Raw genomic sequence first — 19,191 nt, forward strand, 5'->3', positions numbered from 1 at the left:
TCGCAGAATTAAGGCTTTAATATAAATTTAAATTAATATTCTGAATTTTCGAATGTCAATAGTTGGCTTCTTGTAGGGGAGGAATGATTATCCTGGCGCTAGAATCAGTAGTTGTGACTGGGTATGCAAAAGCTCCACAAGGGACATCTATGCATGAGGTATATAAGCATGCTGGTATAGTATTGGAAATAAACTTTACGAACCATGAGATTATTCGAGCTGATTTTACATTCATAACGGAGCTGACAAAAGACTTCTTTGAAAGGATTTTGATCGGATACTCACTAAAAGATGGAGTAGAGCCTCTTTTAGAAACAATAAAACGCCATTATTTTGCTCCATCACAGCAAGCAATTATTGTAGCATTGCAAGCTGCAATCCAAAGGTACTGGGATAATATATCAAACACGAAAGAAATAGAAGAATAGCAGAGTTTGGTTCTAATAAAGTGGGAGATTACCCTCTTCCATGGTCTTATTAAAGCCGGGCAAACATGCAGAATCATTTGGACCCCATCCTGGGTGTCTTTATGACTGAGCCATGTTTTGCTCGGCTTTTTTTAATAATATCAGAATTTATAATTTTAGCTTCGATAACTGTCTAGCTCCAGCGCCTACCCCCTCGAGTTCACAAGCCAATCCTCCCAGAAAGGCAAAGAATGCCTTTCCGTGAGGCTCGCCTTGTGCTTGTCGGGGGTGAGCACCAAGGAAAGCTTCCTTGGATGAACTTCGCAGGAACAAGAGGTTTTTGCTTGTTCCGAAGGCGCTTGCGCTTTTCTTAATAAATTGAGGAAAAGGGAGGGAAAGGCTCTTTGAACAAGATCATTTCCAGTAAGGAAGCCGCTAATTTAATTAAAAATGGCTCAAGAATCATGGTTGGAGGATTTGGATTGGTTGGCAGTCCTTTAACGATTATAGAAGAAATAACGAAAACCAATGTAAACCAGTTAGAGATCATCAGCAATAACCTTGGTGAACCAGGAAAAGGTCTTGGGGTGCTAGTCCAAATGAAAAAAGTAAAAAAAGCAATTGGCTCCTATTTCACATCTAACCCTGATGTAGTGAAAGCTTACCAAAGAGGGGAACTGGAAGTGGAATTGCTTCCGCAAGGCACCTTTTCAGAAGCTATAAGGGCCGGCGGAACAGGTATAGGAGGATTTTATACTCCCGTAGGAGCTGGCACAGAGCTTGCAGCAGCAAAAGAAGAAAGAGTAATTGATAATAAGCATTATCTTTTTCAACCCCCCTTAAAAGCGGATTTTGCCTTAATAAAAGCTTGTAAAGCAGATGAACTTGGGAATTTAACTTACTCGAAATCAGCAAGGAATTTTAATCCCCTGATGGCTTCATCTGCAGAGATAGTCATTGCAGAGGTTGAAGAAATCGTTAAGGCTGGCGAGCTATCACCAGAAGAAATTGTTACACCCCACTTATTTGTAGATTATTTGGTTTTAAAGGGAGGAGGAAGGTAATGAAACCAAAAGAGAGAATTGCCAGGAGGGCAAGCAAGGAGCTGAAGAATAGGGACATTGTTAATTTGGGAATTGGCATTCCTACACTTGTGGCGGAATATATTCCTGAAAATATTCAAGTATTCTTTCACTCTGAAAATGGAATTCTGGGGGTTGGTCCAGCACCAAAAGCAGACGCTGTGGATCCGGATATTGTGAATGCGGGAAAACTGCCGGTCACTATAGAGGAAGGAGCATCCTTTTTTGATAGTGCAGCGTCATTTGGAATGATTCGCGGCGGCCATATCGATGTTTCAATTCTTGGAGTGCTTCAAGTTGATAGGAATGGGCGTGTTGCCAATTGGGCAGTTCCCGGTAAAAGCGTGTTAGGTGTCGGAGGGGCAATGGATTTATTGGAAGGTTCAAAAAAAGTCATTGTTACAACGATGCACACAACAAATGAAGGAGAGCCAAAAATCGTTGAGGAATTATGCTATCCGATTACTTCCTGGCGAAAGGTAGACCTCATTATTACAGAGTTGGCAGTCTTTAGCGTCCAGGAGGAGGGCCTATTATTAATAGATAAACCGCCGAATGTCACATTGCAAGAAATCATTGAAAAAACAGGAGCACATTTTGAAGTGGATCAAAATCTGATTGAAATTAGTGACTTGGATGGAGTGGTGGCAAAATAATGATTGCGATTGTAAACGCCTTCAGAACGCCGATAGGCAGATACGGGGGCTCCTTAGCCGAAATACAGCCCGAAGATTTGCTCACAACCGTAATGAATAACAACCTTTCTTCTGTAGGATACGGTTCAGAAATTATCGATGAAATCATTATAGGCCAAACAAAGCAAAGCGCTGAAACACCCAATATCGCTCGAGTTGCTTCATTAAAAGCTGGCTTTTCTGAAAAAGTGGTTGGGCATACAGTCCATCTTCAATGCGGCTCAGGGATGCAGGCGATTATAAATGGCGCAATGTCTATTTTAACGGGTAATGCTCAAGCGATTTTGGCAGGCGGGGTAGAAAATATGTCACAGGCCCCCTATTACTTTACAGGCAATCGATTTGGAATAAAGCCTGGGGACCTGACCTTGTTCGACTCTAATGTAAGAAGCCAGCCATGCTCCCAGCCTGAAAGCATTTATGGGAAATTTTCGATGGGGGAAACAGCTGAATGGCTAGCTGAAAAATACAAGATAACCAGAGACGAGCAAGATCGTTTTGCTTATAAAAGCCAGGAAAAAGCATGGCGAGCCATTGAAAGACAGCAATTTTTTGATGAAATAGTCCCGATTGGTATTCAGAAAAGAATAGGGGATGTTGGACTGTTTGCAGTTGATGAGCATCCTAGAAATACCAGTTTAGATAAATTATCTAAACTGTCTCCTGTTTTTTTAGAAAACGGAACGGTGACAGCTGGAAATTCATCTGGCAGAAATGACGGAGCGGCTGTTTTGCTGCTTATGGCAGAAGAAAGAGCAAGGGAGTTAGGCGTCAGGCCAATGGCAATCATCCGTTCATTTGCTTTATCCGGCGTTTCACCGCGTGAAATGGGAATAGGCCCAGTATCTGCAACTAAAAAAGCGTTAGACAAAGCAGGTCTTACTTTATCAGATATCGATTTGATTGAACTTAATGAGGCATTTGCTGCTCAAAGTTTAGCCGTTTTAAAGCACTGGGATGTTAATTTGGACAAGGTCAATGTAAATGGAGGAGCCATTGCACTTGGGCATCCATTAGGCTGCTCGGGGGCCCGGATTTTAGTGACCTTGCTTCATGAACTAGACAAAACAAAATTATCTTATGGCCTTGCGACTCTTTGTGTTGCAGGAGGGCAAGGAATAGCCATGGTGGTGGAAAGATGGAAAGAATACTGACAAATGACTATGTGTTTCATCGCGATTTTACCAAAGAATACCCAATCATTTCATATGGCAAGGGAATTTATTTATACGACAAAAATGGAAAAAGCTATATAGATGCTTGTTCAGGTGCAGTTGCAGCCAACCTTGGCCATGGTATCGAGGAAATTGCCCAGGCTATTGCTGATCAAGCGAAAAAGGCCGCATTTGTTCATACGATGAGATTTGAAACAGACATACTCCATTTATTATCGGAAAAAATTGGAAAATTAGCACCTGAAGGGCTGAATAGGGTTTATTTTACTACTGGTGGATCTGAAGCGAATGAGAGTGCAATCAAGCTGGCAAGGCAATATCATAAAGACTCCGGCAAGCAGGGAAAACACGTAGTAATTGGCCGCTGGCAATCCTACCACGGCAATACATTTGGCTCTCTCTCCGCGGGAGGGGATATTAAAAGAAGGCAGCCGTATACACCTAATCTCTTGCCATTTGAACATATCTATTCTCCAAATTGCCGCCATTGTCCATATAACAGGGTAAAAGGAGACTGCGAACAGCATCGGGATTGGTCATGCGTCCAAGACTTTGAGCGTCTCATTCTGCAAATAGGCCCTGAGAACATTTCAGCCTTTATTGCTGAGCCGATCACAGGGAGCCAATTAGGGGCTGTGGCCCCGCCGCAAGATTATTTTAAAGAAATTAGAGATATTTGTGACCGCTATGATATCCTGCTCATTCTAGATGAAGTAATGACGGGGTTTGGGCGAACTGGGAAACATTTTGCATTAGAACATTTTGGGATTACTCCGGACATTATTACTTTTGGGAAAGGGGTATCAGCAGGATATGCTCCTTTAGCAGGAATGATCGCAAGTGACAAGATTATTGACAGTCTTATCCAGAACAGCCAAGGGAAGTTTATTCATGGGTACACATATAGTGGTCATCCAGTTTCAGTTGCAGCAGGACTGTCGGCATTAAGGATATACGAGCGAGAAAATATTGTGGAAAACGCAAAGGTAATGGGATCGTATCTTCGTCACAAATTACTTGAGCTAAAAGAAAAATATCCTATTATTGCAGATGTTCGGGGCGAAGGGCTGCTAATTGGAATCGAACTATTGAAAAGTATACAGCCTTCCGCTGCTTTTCCTGCAGATTATAAGATTTCAGAACGATTAAATGAATTAGCCATGGAGCTGGGTGCGGTTATATATCCAGGAAGCGGCTCCATAGATGGCGTGGCCGGGGACCATTTTATTATTAGTCCGCCCCTAAATATTTCGAAGGATGAAATTGATGAAATAATAATCATATTAGATCATTCACTAAAACTGCTTATACATGAATTAAAGGAGGCGTTAGCCCTATGAAATTGAAGAATAAATCAATTGAAATTGCTGAAAAATCCAAAAAACACCTTTCACCTGTTATGACAAGAGTGACGGAAATGGTTATTGACAGGGCCAAAGGAGCCAAGTTTTGGACGGCAGATGGCGAGGAATATTTAGATTTTGTATCAGGGGTTGCGGTAAATGCGGTTGGCCATTCCCACGAGCAAATGGTTAAAGCGATTAAAGAACAAGCGGAGTCGCTTATCCATTTTGGCTTAAATTATGGATACTATGAAACGGCAGCCAATCTGGCTGAGAAAATTGCCCAAATCACACCTGGTAATTTGGACACTGTCTTCTTTTCTAATTCAGGGGGAGAAGCCATTGATGGAGCTATTAAACTAGCAAAGGCGGCAACAAATAGACCGGCTATAATCGCCTTTGAAGGTTCATTTCACGGTCGTACTCTGGGTGCTACAGCCATTACTGCTTCAAGTTCAAAATATAGGCGCCATTATGAGCCAATCTTGGGAGAGGTATACCATGTACCATATCCAAACCCAAATCAATTGAAAGAAGTTGATGAAGAGAAGGTTGTTTCCTATTGTCTCAGCCAGCTTCAAAAATTGTTTGATCTAAGGGTGGACCCATCCAGAGTTGCTGCTATTATTATTGAACCTGTCATGGGAGAGGGAGGATATTACCCTGCACCAGCCGAGTTCTTGCGAGAACTCAGAAGGATAACAGAGGAGCATGGAATATTGCTGGTTTTTGATGAAGTACAAACTGGTTTTGGAAGAACCGGGAAGATGTTCGCTGCTGAACATGCTAATGTCACACCGGACATTCTGGTTTTGGCAAAAGCATTATCTGGGGGAATGCCTTTAGGTGCAATTGTAGCAAACAGAGAGCTCCACGAGAAATGGAGTGCAGGAGCTCATGGTTCTACATTTGGAGGAAATCCTATTTCGTGTGCTGCTGCGTTGGCCAATATTAACATTATTGAAGAAGAGAAATTAGTTGAGCGCAGTCATCAGGTAGGAAATAGGATCGTGAATAGATTAAGAGAAACGCTGGAGAACCTTCCTGGAATCATTGATATACGCGGGTTAGGGATGATGATTGGCATTGAATTTGACACCAGGCTAGCCATGGAGGTTGTTCCTAAAATTAAAGAGGAAGCACTGAAAAATAATCTGCTTATTATGAATTGCGGAGTTCAAGGCCAAACCATTCGGCTTATGCTTCCTTTAAATATTGATGAAGCAGAGTTAGACCAGGGCTTAACCATATTAGAGAAGTCCATTATTACAGTTTTAAGGGGGAGGTAATTTTATGTACGAGAACGTAAAGGCTGAGCTTGAAAAAGCAGACTTGTATATTGATGGAAACTGGGTTTGTGATCCCGATCAGTCCTATTTCGATAGTGTTGACCCTTCAACGCTTGAATTAGCAGGAGTCTGTGCCAGTGCTTCGGTAGCTCAAATAGATTTGGCTGTCGATGCTTCAAAAAGGGCCTTTAAAACTTGGCGCAAAACCCCAGTATCGGTAAGAGCGGATTATTTATGGAAGGCTGCTAACGCTTTTGAGAAGAAAAAGATGGAAATCGCTGAAATGATGACAAAGGAAATGGGAAAAGTTCTTGGAGAATCTTTGGGAGAGGTTAATGTTGTAATTGAAACATGTAAATATATGGCTGGTGAGGGCCGACGACTTTTTGGCGAATCGGTTCCATCCGGTTCCCCTGACCGGAATATCTTAATGATCAGGGAACCGCTTGGTGTTGTAGCATGCATCACACCTTGGAATTTCCCCGTTGCTCTTGCCGGATATAAAATATTGGCAGCTTTAATCACTGGAAATACAGTAGTCTGGAAGCCGGCTTCTGAAACAGCGCTATCCGCCAAACTATTTACAGAGGTTTTTGATGAAATCGGTCTGCCTCCAGGAGTGCTGAACCTCATTATGGGCTCTGGAAGAACCGTTGGGGAGAAGCTATCCATGCATAAACATGTAAATGGAGTTTCATTTACAGGATCTACTTCTGTAGGATGTAAACTGTCAGAGCTATGCAGTAAAACTCTTAAAAGGATTTCTTTGGAGCTTGGAGGAAAAAATGCAGTCATTGTCCTGGAGGATGCTGATCTGGATAAGGCGGCTGAAGCAATTGTAAAGTCTGCTTTTACCACTACTGGCCAAAGATGTACTGCTGCGAGCAGGGTGATTGTCCAAAAGAATATCGCCTCTGAACTTTTAAATAAGGTAGTAAATCTTACAAAGTCATTAAAGATTGGTAATGGGCTTAATGAAGACAGCGATATCGGGCCTCTTGTTAATAAAAATCAGCTGAAAATTGTTGAAGAATATGTGCAAATTGCAGCAGAAGAAGGCGGAACAATTGTTTACGGCGGAAATAGGGTGCATGGCTTAAAAGGCTATTTCTATGAACCAACGATTGTTTCGAATGTCAGGCCACATCATCGTATTGCTCAAGAAGAGATTTTTGGACCGATATTAGCCTTTATTGAGGTAGATTCATTTGAAGAAGCCATTGAAGTAAATAATGATACCGTGTATGGACTATCAACCTCTATTTTCACAAATAATCTTAAGCTTGCAAACATGGGAGCAAGAGATGTAGAAAGCGGACTTGTTTACATTAATAACGGAACTTCAAATGCTGAGCTCGGCGTTGCTTTCGGCGGAATGAAACAATCAGGCAATGGCCACCGTGAGGTTTCTTATCACGCTTTTGATGTGATGACAGAATGGAAATCAATTTATACGTCTTATTAATCGGCATTGGATGTGACAAATGATGAAGACTTATCGTATTGGAATCGCATTTTTCTATCATGAATCACATAGTTTTAGTCCTTTGAAAACTGAAATTAGCGATTTTGAAAATGAAGGGTATTTTAAAGGCAAACAAATTGTGAAAGCCTATAAAGGCACAAAGACGGAAGTTGGCGGGTTCCTGGATCAGCTTAGCAAGGAAAAGGATATTGAAATCGTTCCATTATTATGCGCAGCTGCTACTCCATCAGGTATTGTTTCGAAAGAAGCTTACATGATGATAGAGGAGGATATGCTCAATTCAATTCAACAAGCTTCACACCTGGATGGAATGTTACTTGCTTTACATGGTGCGATGGTCGTTGAAGACATGTTTGATCCTGAAGAGGTATTAATGGGAAAAATCAAATCGGAATTGAGTCCTGGGACACCAATCGCCACTACGCTTGATATGCACGCTAATCTAAGTGAGAAAATGATGGGTTACACACCGTATCATTTCGGGTTTAAAACGTATCCTCATACCGATATGTATGAACAAGGAATAAATGCTGCCAGAATTTTAGCCGAACATCTCAGGGGAGACGCGAGCTATTATTCAGCCTTCCGGAAGCTCCCAATGATGCCTCCTTCTATCAATATGAGGACGGAAGAAGGTCCCATGAAGGAAATGATCGATTTGGCTTTTAAAATGGAAAGCAAGGAAGAAATCGCAAATGTGTCCGTTTTTGGCGGTTTTCCTTATTCAGATATCCCGATGGCTGGTGCAAGTGTCCATGTTATCGGTAGGAGCAAAAAAGCGGCTGAAGATACAGCTGATTTTCTTGCAAAGCAATACTGGGATATTAGAGAGGAATTCATCGTAAAGCTTCCAAGCGCAAAAGAAGGATTACAGCTTGCGTTATCTCTGAATGCGGATAAACCGATTGTACTGGCTGATATATCTGATAATCCTTTAAGCTGTGGAAGCGGAGATACAACTCTTTTATTAAGAGAGATGATTGAAGCAAATGTTCCAAATTCATTATTTGGGGCACTAACTGACCCTCAATCTATAAAAGCATGTAATAAGGCCGGTGTAAATCAAATGGTCCAATTGAATCTCGGGGGGAAAACCTCTCCTGAGTTCGGGCTCCCTGTCCCTGTTATGGCTAAGGTAATCGCTTTATCAGATGGAGTATTTTTTAATACCGGACCCATGAACGAACATCTAAGAGTGGATGTTAAGGGAGCTGCACATATCCGGGTCGGTGAAGTTGATATCTTACTTATTGGAAGGCCGATGTCAGCTAACGATCCTCAATTGTTTCGCCACATAGGGATTGAACCAAAAAACAAAAAAATTCTTGGTTTAAAGGCAAAAAATCATTTTCGGGCAGCTTTTGATCCCTTGGTTAGCAAAGTGATTTACGTAGATGCACCAGGTGTATCGTCTAATAACCTATTAAATTTCAATTATCGGAATATACCGGAAAATATGTGGCCCTTAAAGAGCCCAACCTACTCGTTACATTAGGAGGGAAAATACATGACGATAGCCGAGAAATCATTTTACATTGAAGTTCCTTCTTCCTTAAACCCGGATCAGCTACAGATTATGATGGCCATGGAGAAGGATGCCTTTCCTGGAATTGGTGCCATCGATGAACAGACTCTTGTTCCTTTGGCCAGATATGGAAAAATCATTCTTTATCGGGAGGAAGGAGATTCAAAGCCCATTGCAGTCTGTGAATTAATGAGGGACTACAAGGATGTTAACAAGGCTTATATTTTTGGATTCTATGTTCGTTCTGATCAGCAAGGCAGAGGGATCGGAAAAAAATTCTTAGGAGATATTTTCCCTATATTAAAAGAAGATCGCTTTAAGAAAGTCTGCTTAACTGTCAGCACCCGTAATACTAGTGCTGTAAAGCTATACGAACGAACAGGGTTTAAGATCAAAGGAACCAGATTTTCTGAATTTGGTGCAGGTGAAGACCGATATTATATGGAGAAGGAAATCTGATAGTAATCATTTCTGGATTTTAGGATTTAAATAAAAAACCTATTTTAGGAGGGAACAATATGTTACAGCAACTTTATAAACCTAAAAAGCATTGGAAGGAATTTGAACTGTGGAAGGATGTAACAGATGAGCAGTGGAATGATTGGGTTTGGCAGCTTACCAACACAATCAAAAATGTAGAAGACTTGAGAAAAATCATTAATTTAACGCCTGATGAAGAAGAAGGAGTTAAAATTTCTACAAAAACAATTCCATTGAATATTACACCTTACTATGCTTCTTTAATGGATCCGGATGATCCTAGATGTCCAATCCGCATGCAATCTGTACCAATTTCAAGCGAAATTAATAAAACAAGATATGATTTAGAGGACCCTCTTCATGAAGATGAAGATTCACCTGTACCAGGATTAACCCATCGATACCCGGATCGAGTATTATTTCTAGTAACTAACCAATGCTCCATGTATTGCCGCTATTGTACAAGAAGAAGGTTTTCCGGCCAAATAGGAATGGGCGTTCCTAAAAAGCAATTAGACGCAGCAATCGGGTATATTCGCGAAACTCCTGAAGTAAGGGACGTGTTAATTTCCGGTGGGGACGGCTTATTAATTAACGACAATATTTTAGAGTACATTCTTAAAAATTTAAGGGATATTCCGCATGTTGAGATTATTCGTATCGGGACAAGGGCACCAGTTGTATTCCCTCAAAGAATTACAGAAAATTTATGTAATATCCTAAAAAAATATCATCCAGTTTGGCTAAATACACACTTTAATACATCGATTGAAATCACTGAAGAATCAAAACGCGCATGTGAAATGCTGGTAAACTCCGGAGTGCCAGTAGGTAACCAATCCGTTATATTAGCTGGTATTAACGACAGCGTCCCGATTATGAAAAAACTGATGCATGATTTAGTCAAAATTAGAGTCCGCCCTTATTACATTTATCAATGTGATTTATCCGAAGGGATTGGGCATTTCAGAGCACCAATTAGTAAAGGCTTAGAGATTATGGAAGGCTTGAGAGGGCATACATCAGGCTATGCAGTGCCAACGTTTGTTGTAGATGCACCAGGTGGCGGAGGCAAAATACCGCTTCAGCCAAATTACATCATTTCACAAAGTGCAGGTAAAGTCGTTCTTCGAAACTTTGAAGGGGTCATTACCTCTTATCCGGAACCAAGCACCTACGAACCTGGTAAGGCGGATTCTTATTATAATAAGTTATACCCTGAAGTCTACGAAAATTATGAAAGCACTGGCGTTTTATCGATTCTGGATGATAAGAGTTTCAATATCGTGCCGGAAGGACTAAAAAGATTGGACAAACGTGAATCCTATAAAGAAAACCCTAACCATGATTCACTTAAGAACAAACGGGATAAACGTGATGAGTTAAAGGAGAAAAAATATCAAACACAATTGAAAAAGTACTTTGCCGGTGCAGGAAGCAAGGGGGAGTAAGCTTTGATTTGTGAATGGTGTGAGGAAGGAATCGTAGCAGAGTCAAGAGATACTGTTTTTTGGGAATTGCCTGATGGGAAACTGTCTATTGAAATAAATGAGACTCCATCAATCTATTGCCAAAGTTGCGGAATGAATTACCAATCAGAAGAAACAGTAAAAGCCATTGAAGATCAACTTTATTTAATTGATACACGTAATATGGAGAAAAAATTAAGCTATGGAGAATTAATGTCAAAGCCTCGCTTATTAAAAAGAAACTATTTTGATTTCAGCAATAACTAGTAAATCTTTTTCACGGCAGAATTAATGAAGGGCAAGAGGATTCGTTCTGAAAGACGAGCTGTTCCAGTGGAGAACTGCCGTCTTTTGGAACGTATAAATTTTTTCTATAATTGAAAGATAGTTTGTAAGATTCGCCAATTAGGATTAATTCGGATTAAATAATCTGAATATTGAGATAAAATATTCCATTTTCTTGTATTTTATGATTAAATGGCTGGAAACTTTCACAAATACCTGGAATGGCACCATATTCAATGAAGGAGGAAAACACTTGGATACTAAAAAGAAAGAAGTTTCCTTTAGTTTGGCTATTTTACCTTTGGCTGCGATGATGGCTGCCATGGCTATTACGATAATCGTTTTTGAGGGCAGTCCCCATGTTCCGCTAATCTTTGGTACATTGATCGCTGCCTTCATCGCATGGAGAGTTGGATATGGCTGGAAGGATATCGAAGAAGGATTATACAAAGGGATACGTTTAGTTTTACCTGCTGTGCTGATTCTTATTGTGGTTGGAATGATTATTGGATCATGGATCGGCGGCGGAGTTATCGCATCAATGACTTATTTCGGGTTAAAGCTGCTATCCCCATCCTATTTTCTGGTGGCTATTACAATAATTTGCAGTGTTGTATCCTTGGCTATCGGCAGCTCCTGGTCTACTATGGCTACAATCGGGGTAGCAGGAATGGGAATTGGTATGAGTATGGGGATTCCTGCTCCCATGATTGCAGGGGCTGTCATTTCCGGGTCATATTTTGGGGACAAGATGTCACCTTTATCTGATACTACGGTTTTAGCATCAGGCCTATCAGGTTCGAACTTGTTTGAACATATTAGGCATATGCTTTATACCACAATCCCGGGACTCATTATTGCACTTGGCGTCTATTGGTATCTTGGGAGACAATTTTCATCTGCAACAACTGGGACCGGAGAAATAGACAGTGTATTGAAAACCCTGCAAGAGCACTTTTTAATTTCTCCATTTCTTCTTCTGATCCCTGTTATTGTTATTGTTCTAGTTGCACGCAAGGTCCCGGCTCTTCCAGCTCTTATTTTAGGTGTTATCCTTGGTTCATTGGCTTCGGTTTTCATACAGGGCAGTTCAGTAGGGGAAGCCGTTACTGCTCTGCAGGCAGGCTTTACCCTGGAATCGGGAAATGAGATGGTGGACACCCTGCTGAACCGCGGAGGCATTGATGGCATGATGTATACCCTCTCTTTAATTCTGGTTGCTGCTGCCTTTGGAGGTGTACTGGAGAGTGTCGGAATGCTAGAAGCGATTGTAAAGCAAATTTTAAAGTTGGTAAAGTCAGACAAAGGATTACTATCTTCCACCGTTTTGACAGCGTTTTTTTCCAATATTGCATCAGCTGACCAATACCTATCCATTGTTGTACCATCTCGTATGTACTCCAAGGCCTATAAGGATCGAAACTTGCATCCAAAGAATCTCTCACGTGCTTTAGAAGATGGCGGAACCATTACGTCCGTTTTTGTTCCTTGGAATACCTGTGGAGTTTTCATATTCGGTACATTAGGCGTTTCTGCATTTGCTTATGCCCCATATGCTATTTTAAATTTTTCGGTTCCTATTATTTCTATTATTTTTTCAATGATTGGCTTTTCTGTAGTCAAGCTGTCAGATATAAATGCAAAAAGAATCACAAATGAAGTGGAAGATGCTGTATAAGAAAAAACAACCTTTGCTTTCCTTGGAAAGGACAGCGTAAAGGAGGCTGACTTAAAAGGTCATTTAAACATGTCTTTTTAAGTCAGTTTTTTTTCTTGTTCGTTCATCCTTAAATACGGGTATGTAAATCAGGCTGAATTTAAAACTAAGTAAGTAGAACTGATTTTGGCGAGTGATGGAAAGTTTAGATAACATAGTTAAGCTTCTTAAGTTGAGCGCATAACATTTACTGTATATACTATGAATATAGAGGTATCCTTACATTGACAGGAGGGAAATGAAATGGAACAAGTAGTGGTAATTACAGAAGCAGCGGCTTTGCATATAAAAGAAATGATGAAACAAAACGAAGAAGAAGATGCTTTCTTGCGTGTGGCGGTAAAGGGAGGCGGCTGCAGCGGTCTTTCATACGGTATGGGATTTGCCCATGAAGTCGAGGAAAATGATATCCAGGCAGAACACCATGGCATTCAGGTCCTTGTCAGCAAGGAAGATGCGCCTATCTTAAAAGGCACAAAAATTGATTACAAAGAATCCATGATGGGCGGTGGATTTACCATCGAGAATCCGAACGCCATCGCATCATGCGGCTGCGGATCATCCTTCCGTACGGCAACAAATACTGGTACGCCTGAAGAGTGCTGATCGGGGCAGGAGATCCTTAGACCCCGTAATTCAACGAGTGATGTTAAAAAGTGACGCACAAGCCGTGCAAGCTGATGCATAAGTTGGCCGATGTGACGCATACAGTACCGAATTGACACATAATACGTCACGAACGGCTCAAAAAATCGGCCAGGCGCAAATGTGCTTGGCGGGACTCAAAAATTAGCTGAAAAGACACTAAAGCAGGTTGGAAGACGCATAACCAATCCCGATAAAAGTCTCTCTTAATCGACGCCAAATCGGATTTTCAACGCAAACAGTATACGGACCAGACTAATCATCTCATTCCAGCAAAAAAGGGTGGCCCCATCAAGGGCCACCCTTTCGTATTCTTATTTCCCAAACATGGAAGAGCTGTGCATTGGCTGTACTTTTGCTTTTGGATCGATAAAGGATTTGGCATGGTTGACTGCAGTTGGTGCTTCACCAAATCCGCAGGCGATTAGCTTCACTTTGCCATCGTATGTGCAAATGTCGCCGGCAGCATAGATGCCTTCAACGTTTGTTTCCATTCGGGAGTTAACAACAATTGAGTTCTTTTCGATTTCAAATCCCCATTCCTTGATTGGTCCAAGTGAGGAAACGAAGCCGTAGTTAACGATTACGGCATCAACATCGTACACTTCTTTTTCTTTGTCTGTTACGCCTTCAAGAATGACTTGCTTGATTCCTTCATCGTCACCGATTAGCTCCGCAGGTACGTAAGGTGTTTTGATTTCCACCTTGGAGTTTTGCAGGTTTTCTACGCTGTGCTCATGTGCGCGGAATTTATCCCGGCGGTGAACAATGGTTACCTTTTCGGCGATTGGCTCAAGCATTAATGCCCAGTCAACAGCAGAATCTCCGCCTCCGAATACAACCACTTTCTGGCCAGCGAATTTATTCAAGTCATCGATGAAATAGTGAAGGTTCTTACCTTCATATTGTGCAGCACTTTCCAGTTCAAGGCGGCGTGGCTGGAACGCGCCATTTCCGGCAGTGATAATGATCGTTTTGGAATAGTGGACTTCTTTGTTAGTTGTCAGCTTAAAAGTGCCGTCTGCCTGCTTTTCTAATTTTTCAACAGACTGTTCAAGAGATACAGTCGGCTCGAATTTAGCCATTTGTTCTTTCAGATTATCGATTAATTCCTGAGCGCGGACTTTCGGGAAGCCAGCAACATCATATATGTATTTTTCAGGATAAAGAGCAGATAATTGTCCCCCAAGCTGCGGCAAGCTTTCAATTATTTTTACTGAAGCTTGTCTCATACCCCCGTAGAAAGCAGTGAATAAACCAGTTGGCCCCCCGCCAATAATGGTTATGTCATATACTTTTTGATCTTCTTTCATGCTATATCCCCCCAAGTATGTATTGCAATTCCAATCTATATTTTATCATAAATCAAAAAAAACCTCACTAATCGTGGTAAATATTATGAATAATAAAAACTCTCTAATAGGATAGCAAAAGGGTTTATAATCAAAAACACGTATATTCTCTTAAAAAAGTCTCGAAATTTTTAAGTTTTTCAACTATTTTTTAAGGCTTGAAAAACAATTGGAAGTAGAATAATATGTATTGTAGGCATAATGTTAATATTTTGTGACAATTTCAAGTCATTTTTTTGAATTTGTTCGTGAATAACATCACAAAGTTTTTTATATTTTTTGAAATAAAAAATATAAAGCAGCGGAAGATAAGAAAAACATTAGAAAATACTTAAAAAAGGTGGAAGTGATACACTTGAGAAAGCCAAAGATTGTTATCCTGGGTGCGGGCTACGGCGGATTAATGGTTGCAACCCGTTTGCAAAAATCTGTAGGAACGAATGAAGCAGAAATCGTATTAGTGAATAAAAATGACTATCATTACGAAACAACATGGCTGCATGAGGCATCAGCCGGAACACTTCATCATGATCGTGTACGTTACGATATTAAAGATGTTATCGACCGCAACAAGGTAGAGTTTGTTCAGGGAACTGCTCTGGAAATTAAAACAGAAGAAAAGAAAGTCATCATGGAGAGCGGCGAAATTGACTATGATTATCTAGTTGTTTCCCTTGGCGCAGAGCCTGAAACATTCGGAATCAAAGGGCTTAAAGAGCATGCATTTTCAATCGTCAATGTGAATGCAGCACGCCAAATCCGCGAACATATTGAGTATCAATTTGCTACTTATAATACAGAAATTGAAAAGAAGGACGAGCGCCTGACAATCGTTGTCGGCGGAGCTGGTTTCACAGGAATTGAATTCCTTGGAGAATTGGCAAACCGTATTCCTGAGCTTTGCAAAGAGTACGATGTTGACTACCATAAGGTAAAATTAATATGTGTGGAAGCAGCGCCAATGGTACTTCCTGGATTCGATCCTGAGCTTGTTAATTATGCTGTTTCCCACTTGGAGAAAAAAGGCGTACAATTCATGATCGGAACGGCTATTAAGGAAGCTACGCCAGAAGGCATCATCGTTGGAAAAGGCGAAAATGAAGTAGAAGAAATTAAAGCTGGAACAGTTGTATGGGCAGCAGGTGTGCGCGGAAACTCCATTATTGAAAATTCCGGGATTGAAGCAATGCGCGGGCGTGTAAAAGTTCAGCCTGATTTAAGAGCTCCTGGTCATGACAACCTATTTATCATCGGTGACTGCTCATTAATCATTAATGAAGAAATTAACCGTCCATATCCTCCTACTGCACAGATTGCTATGCAGCAGGGTGAAGTATGTGCAAGAAACTTAACTGCTTTAATCCGAAACAAGACTGAGATGGAAACATTCACTCCTGATATCAAAGGAACAGTTTGCTCACTTGGTGAAGATGATGCAATTGGTGTTGCATTTGGCAAAAAGATGGTTGGCTCCAAAGCATCATTTATGAAGAAAATGGTTGATAACCGTGCTCTATATATGATTGGCGGACCTTCCCTTGTATTGAAAAAAGGTAAATTCAACGTTCTTTAATATAACTGCTCTTATACAATAGTGAAGGGATAGACTATTAGGTCTGTCCCTTTTTTAATGCCTAATAAAAGAGCTATCCCATCAAGCTCATGATACAATATTTTAAAAAGGGGGATATCAGATGGGAGTGGAACCTAAAAGAGGTAAAGTCTGGCTGGCTGTTTCGGGGCTTGTTATTACTCATGATGGCAAGTGGCTTGTCGTGAAAAAGAAATACGGCGGATTGAAAGGAAAATGGTCGCTGCCTGCTGGATTTGTGGAGCCGGGAGAAACAGCGGATGAAGCTGCAGTTCGGGAAATTGAGGAGGAAACAGGGGTAAAATGTACAGTGAAAGGCATGATTGGCTTGCGGACAGGAGTCATAAAAGGGGAAGTCAGTGATAATATGATCCTTTTTATGCTGGAAGCAGAGCCAGGGCAATCCTTAAATGTTCAGGAGAGCGAGCTTTTTGACGTGCAATACCGTGACCCGAGGGAGCTTGCAAGCGATCCGGATGCTTCTGTCCTTCTAAAATACATATTAAATTCTTCGGATTCCTCTGTAAAACCCTTAATAGACGGAATTAACCCGGGGGATACATTTGGCTATACAGCTTACAAGGTATTTTTATAATTTTCTGAAATTTTGAGATACAGCGAGATTTCAGAAGCAAAACATGCTTGTATGCGTTTCCATTGATAGTTTTTCAAGAAATTTGAAGCTTTTCATTTATTCGTATCCTTGGTATATTATCAGAAAATTCAGTTACAAAAAAACGAAGGAGATGAACGAAATGGCAGCTAAGAATTATGAAAATAAAGAGTGTATGTATTGTTCAGGTAAAGGATATTTCCAATTACTATTGGGAGGTTCAGAAACCTGCTCATGCTGCGGCGGTACAGGCAAGAAAAAAGACTAAGATGAAACTTCGCGGGAAGCGAAGTTTTTTCTTTTGAAAAGAGTCTGTTAAAGCTCGTTGTTGATAGTGGCAGCCTGTTGATTGGAACGGAAGGTGCAAGACATCAGCGGCAAAAGCGAGTTAAAGGGAGACTTCACAGGCTTAATGCTTGAGGAGGCTCCCAGACCGCCATCGGTTCGCTGAGTGCCTGGAGTAGAATTCAACAGGCCAGTTCGCAGAGATTTGGAAAAATAAGTATGTTGCCCGAAGGACGGGAGTTCTATTTAGAGCTGTCGTCCAAAAATTGGGGACTTTTATGTACATGTGCTTTTCTTATTGACTCCCTAATCCACATTAAGTACACTAATTATTGATGTGTTAAGGGAGGAAACAAGTTCATGCAAATGACGATTTTCGTTTTGCCTATCTCTATGCTTCTGTTTTTTGTGCTGTTTTTTGGGATAGGTTTTATATTGAATATGTTATTAAGAATGTCCTGGATTATGGCCATTATTTATCCGATTATTGCGATTTTTATTATTGATAAGGTCCGGTTTATTGAATATTTTCAAAATACGGGTGAAGCCCTTTCAAGTCTGGGTGTCGAGTTATCCAGCCTTGCTTTGGCGGATATCCTCATTTTAAGCAGCGGGATGGCAGGGGCTATTGTCGCTGGAATTACAATAAGGCTGCTCCGTAAAAAGGGTTATCGTATGTTTTAAAAATTCCATTCATATAAACTAAATCTCTGCTAATAGCAGGGGTTTTTTATTTTTTTTGAATAGTGTGCTCAAAATGGATCAGCCCTTGGCATCATTGGTTTTCTGCTGTCTGTAAATGCTTGCTGGAAGCCTTTTGCTCCTTAAAGTTATGAATATTTCTCTGAAAGATGGGAAATGAATAACTTTGGGAGGAGTGTATTAGATGAACAGATTAAAGAAATGGACAAAGCGTTCTATCATGTCAGCTTTATTTTTAGGAGCATTGTTAACGACTTTTCACTCGATATCTGGAGTAGAAGCGAGATCGATCGTTAACTTTTATCAAAGTGAAGCTGAACAAGCTGGCAAGGATGAGCGTTCAGGTTTTGATCATACATTTAAATCGGTTGGTGTAGCCTTTAAATTTTTGCAGCGTGCAGCCAGTCTGGATCCAAAGATTTCTGCAAGCGAAGCGGTGGCGAGTCAGCCCCCAACCTTGGAGGAATCGATTGACTGGACGCAATATCAGACAAAGCAAGTGATTGCGACGGGATATACGGCATATTTTGAATCCACGGGTAAAAATCCCGATCACCCGTCATTCGGCATTACATACTCAGGTGTTAAAGTTAAACGAGATTTATATTCTACTGTCGCAGCAGATTTAAATGTTTTTCCGATTGGGACAATTCTGTTTGTTCCTGGATATGGATATGGCGTCGTGGCCGATAAAGGCGGGGCCATCAAAGGAAATAAACTGGACCTTTATTATGAAACGGTCGATGATGTTTATAATAATTGGGGAAAAAAGACGCTTGATGTCTATATCATTGAAATGGGCGATGGCACCCTGACGGAAGAAGATTTAAGAATACTGAATGAAAATGAATCGATGCAGGTTTTTAGGCAGAAATATATTAAATCCGAGCAAAAATAAAAAAGCGTTTAATGAACGCTTGAAAGTAGTAGATGAAAAAGGCAAATCCGCAATCAAAACGGATTTGCCTTTTTCAGCTTCAGGATCTGCTAAACTTGAGTATTGATTTCCGCTCCAATCAAAAAGTGCTAAATCAATGTTTAGCTTTAATA

19 protein-coding genes are annotated in these 19,191 nt (G+C 40.8%); 18 read left to right on the plus strand and 1 reads right to left on the minus strand.

What is annotated here, in order from left to right; all coding sequences use genetic code 11:
* The first annotated feature begins 83 nt into the window (after positions 1-83).
* The 13 genes from DFO73_RS10495 (at position 84) to DFO73_RS10555 (ending at position 13,559) form a co-directional block, all read left to right on the plus strand.
* Positions 84-428, plus strand: coding sequence for a DUF3870 domain-containing protein (locus DFO73_RS10495; protein WP_258309377.1), 345 nt, complete (start codon positions 84-86; stop codon positions 426-428).
* Positions 429-811: 383 nt separating this feature from the next.
* Positions 812-1,471, plus strand: coding sequence for a CoA transferase subunit A (locus tag DFO73_RS10500; RefSeq protein WP_110064731.1), 660 nt, complete (start codon positions 812-814; stop codon positions 1,469-1,471).
* A complete protein-coding gene (locus DFO73_RS10505) occupies positions 1,471-2,145 on the plus strand; it encodes a 3-oxoacid CoA-transferase subunit B (RefSeq protein ID WP_110064732.1) in 675 nt (224 codons plus the stop codon). Before DFO73_RS10500 ends, DFO73_RS10505 begins: the two co-directional genes overlap by 1 nt.
* A complete protein-coding gene (locus tag DFO73_RS10510; RefSeq protein ID WP_110064733.1) occupies positions 2,145-3,338 on the plus strand; it encodes a thiolase family protein in 1,194 nt (397 codons plus the stop codon). Before DFO73_RS10505 ends, DFO73_RS10510 begins: the two co-directional genes overlap by 1 nt.
* Positions 3,323-4,699 (plus strand): aminotransferase family protein, encoded by a 1,377-nt coding sequence (locus DFO73_RS10515; protein ID WP_110064734.1) that lies wholly within the window; start codon positions 3,323-3,325, stop codon positions 4,697-4,699. The genes DFO73_RS10510 and DFO73_RS10515 overlap by 16 nt, the downstream gene beginning before the upstream one ends.
* Positions 4,696-5,991 (plus strand): aminotransferase class III-fold pyridoxal phosphate-dependent enzyme, encoded by a 1,296-nt coding sequence (locus DFO73_RS10520; protein WP_110064735.1) that lies wholly within the window; start codon positions 4,696-4,698, stop codon positions 5,989-5,991. Before DFO73_RS10515 ends, DFO73_RS10520 begins: the two co-directional genes overlap by 4 nt.
* Before the next feature lie 4 nt (positions 5,992-5,995).
* Complete coding sequence (locus tag DFO73_RS10525) at positions 5,996-7,456, plus strand: aldehyde dehydrogenase family protein (RefSeq protein ID WP_110064736.1); 1,461 nt, start codon at positions 5,996-5,998, stop codon at positions 7,454-7,456.
* Between the two features lie 19 nt (positions 7,457-7,475).
* The gene (locus DFO73_RS10530; protein WP_258309378.1) at positions 7,476-8,972 is read left to right on the plus strand and encodes a M81 family metallopeptidase; all 1,497 of its coding nucleotides are present in this window, start codon (positions 7,476-7,478) and stop codon (positions 8,970-8,972) included.
* Between the two features lie 12 nt (positions 8,973-8,984).
* Positions 8,985-9,461, plus strand: a complete 477-nt coding sequence (locus DFO73_RS10535; RefSeq protein WP_110064737.1) for a GNAT family N-acetyltransferase — start codon at positions 8,985-8,987, stop codon at positions 9,459-9,461.
* Positions 9,462-9,520: 59 nt separating this feature from the next.
* Positions 9,521-10,933 (plus strand): lysine 2,3-aminomutase, encoded by a 1,413-nt coding sequence (ablA, locus tag DFO73_RS10540; RefSeq protein ID WP_110064738.1) that lies wholly within the window; start codon positions 9,521-9,523, stop codon positions 10,931-10,933.
* A gap of 3 nt (positions 10,934-10,936) precedes the next feature.
* Entirely contained in the window at positions 10,937-11,218 is a 282-nt protein-coding gene (locus DFO73_RS10545; protein ID WP_110064739.1) for a YokU family protein, read from the plus strand.
* 271 nt (positions 11,219-11,489) lie between these two features.
* The gene (gene nhaC, locus DFO73_RS10550) at positions 11,490-12,914 is read left to right on the plus strand and encodes a Na+/H+ antiporter NhaC (RefSeq protein WP_258309379.1); all 1,425 of its coding nucleotides are present in this window, start codon (positions 11,490-11,492) and stop codon (positions 12,912-12,914) included.
* Positions 12,915-13,196: 282 nt separating this feature from the next.
* Positions 13,197-13,559 carry a HesB/IscA family protein gene (locus DFO73_RS10555; protein ID WP_110064741.1) on the plus strand — a complete coding sequence of 121 codons (363 nt, stop codon included), beginning with the start codon at positions 13,197-13,199 and terminating at the stop codon, positions 13,557-13,559.
* Positions 13,560-13,912: 353 nt separating this feature from the next.
* Here DFO73_RS10555 and DFO73_RS10560 read toward each other — a convergent pair whose 3' ends face one another.
* Complete coding sequence (locus DFO73_RS10560) at positions 13,913-14,911, minus strand: NAD(P)/FAD-dependent oxidoreductase (RefSeq protein WP_110064742.1); 999 nt, start codon at positions 14,909-14,911, stop codon at positions 13,913-13,915.
* 394 nt (positions 14,912-15,305) lie between these two features.
* Between DFO73_RS10560 and DFO73_RS10565 the strand changes: the two genes are divergently transcribed.
* From DFO73_RS10565 to DFO73_RS10585, 5 genes are all read left to right on the plus strand, one after another.
* A complete protein-coding gene (locus DFO73_RS10565) occupies positions 15,306-16,523 on the plus strand; it encodes an NAD(P)/FAD-dependent oxidoreductase (RefSeq protein WP_110064743.1) in 1,218 nt (405 codons plus the stop codon).
* Positions 16,524-16,644: 121 nt separating this feature from the next.
* Positions 16,645-17,136 (plus strand): NUDIX domain-containing protein, encoded by a 492-nt coding sequence (locus DFO73_RS10570; RefSeq protein ID WP_110064744.1) that lies wholly within the window; start codon positions 16,645-16,647, stop codon positions 17,134-17,136.
* 160 nt (positions 17,137-17,296) lie between these two features.
* Positions 17,297-17,422: a YuiA family protein gene (locus DFO73_RS28600; protein WP_158638743.1), complete on the plus strand. Its 126-nt coding sequence runs from the start codon at positions 17,297-17,299 to the stop codon at positions 17,420-17,422.
* Between the two features lie 377 nt (positions 17,423-17,799).
* On the plus strand, positions 17,800-18,123 hold the full coding sequence (locus DFO73_RS10580; RefSeq protein WP_110064746.1) for a YuiB family protein: 324 nt from the start codon (positions 17,800-17,802) through the stop codon (positions 18,121-18,123).
* A 202-nt stretch (positions 18,124-18,325) separates the two neighbouring features.
* Entirely contained in the window at positions 18,326-19,039 is a 714-nt protein-coding gene (locus tag DFO73_RS10585) for a 3D domain-containing protein (protein WP_110064747.1), read from the plus strand.
* Positions 19,040-19,191: the final 152 nt, after the last annotated feature.

Source organism: Cytobacillus oceanisediminis, assembly GCF_003182355.1.
In the GTDB taxonomy this organism is placed as follows: domain Bacteria; phylum Bacillota; class Bacilli; order Bacillales; family Cytobacillaceae; genus Cytobacillus; species Cytobacillus oceanisediminis_A.

Coding starts and splice junctions, on each gene's coding strand:
- DFO73_RS10495 (WP_258309377.1), top strand. CDS start 84: ATGATTATCCTGGCGCTAGAATCAGTAGTTGTGACTGGGTATGCAAAA.
- DFO73_RS10505 (WP_110064732.1), top strand. CDS start 1,471: ATGAAACCAAAAGAGAGAATTGCCAGGAGGGCAAGCAAGGAGCTGAAG.
- DFO73_RS10510 (WP_110064733.1), top strand. CDS start 2,145: ATGATTGCGATTGTAAACGCCTTCAGAACGCCGATAGGCAGATACGGG.
- DFO73_RS10515 (WP_110064734.1), top strand. CDS start 3,323: ATGGAAAGAATACTGACAAATGACTATGTGTTTCATCGCGATTTTACC.
- DFO73_RS10520 (WP_110064735.1), top strand. CDS start 4,696: ATGAAATTGAAGAATAAATCAATTGAAATTGCTGAAAAATCCAAAAAA.
- DFO73_RS10525 (WP_110064736.1), top strand. CDS start 5,996: ATGTACGAGAACGTAAAGGCTGAGCTTGAAAAAGCAGACTTGTATATT.
- DFO73_RS10530 (WP_258309378.1), top strand. CDS start 7,476: ATGATGAAGACTTATCGTATTGGAATCGCATTTTTCTATCATGAATCA.
- DFO73_RS10535 (WP_110064737.1), top strand. CDS start 8,985: ATGACGATAGCCGAGAAATCATTTTACATTGAAGTTCCTTCTTCCTTA.
- ablA (WP_110064738.1), top strand. CDS start 9,521: ATGTTACAGCAACTTTATAAACCTAAAAAGCATTGGAAGGAATTTGAA.
- DFO73_RS10555 (WP_110064741.1), top strand. CDS start 13,197: ATGGAACAAGTAGTGGTAATTACAGAAGCAGCGGCTTTGCATATAAAA.
- DFO73_RS10560 (WP_110064742.1), bottom strand. CDS start 14,911: ATGAAAGAAGATCAAAAAGTATATGACATAACCATTATTGGCGGGGGG.
- DFO73_RS10570 (WP_110064744.1), top strand. CDS start 16,645: ATGGGAGTGGAACCTAAAAGAGGTAAAGTCTGGCTGGCTGTTTCGGGG.
- DFO73_RS28600 (WP_158638743.1), top strand. CDS start 17,297: ATGGCAGCTAAGAATTATGAAAATAAAGAGTGTATGTATTGTTCAGGT.
- DFO73_RS10580 (WP_110064746.1), top strand. CDS start 17,800: ATGCAAATGACGATTTTCGTTTTGCCTATCTCTATGCTTCTGTTTTTT.
- DFO73_RS10585 (WP_110064747.1), top strand. CDS start 18,326: ATGAACAGATTAAAGAAATGGACAAAGCGTTCTATCATGTCAGCTTTA.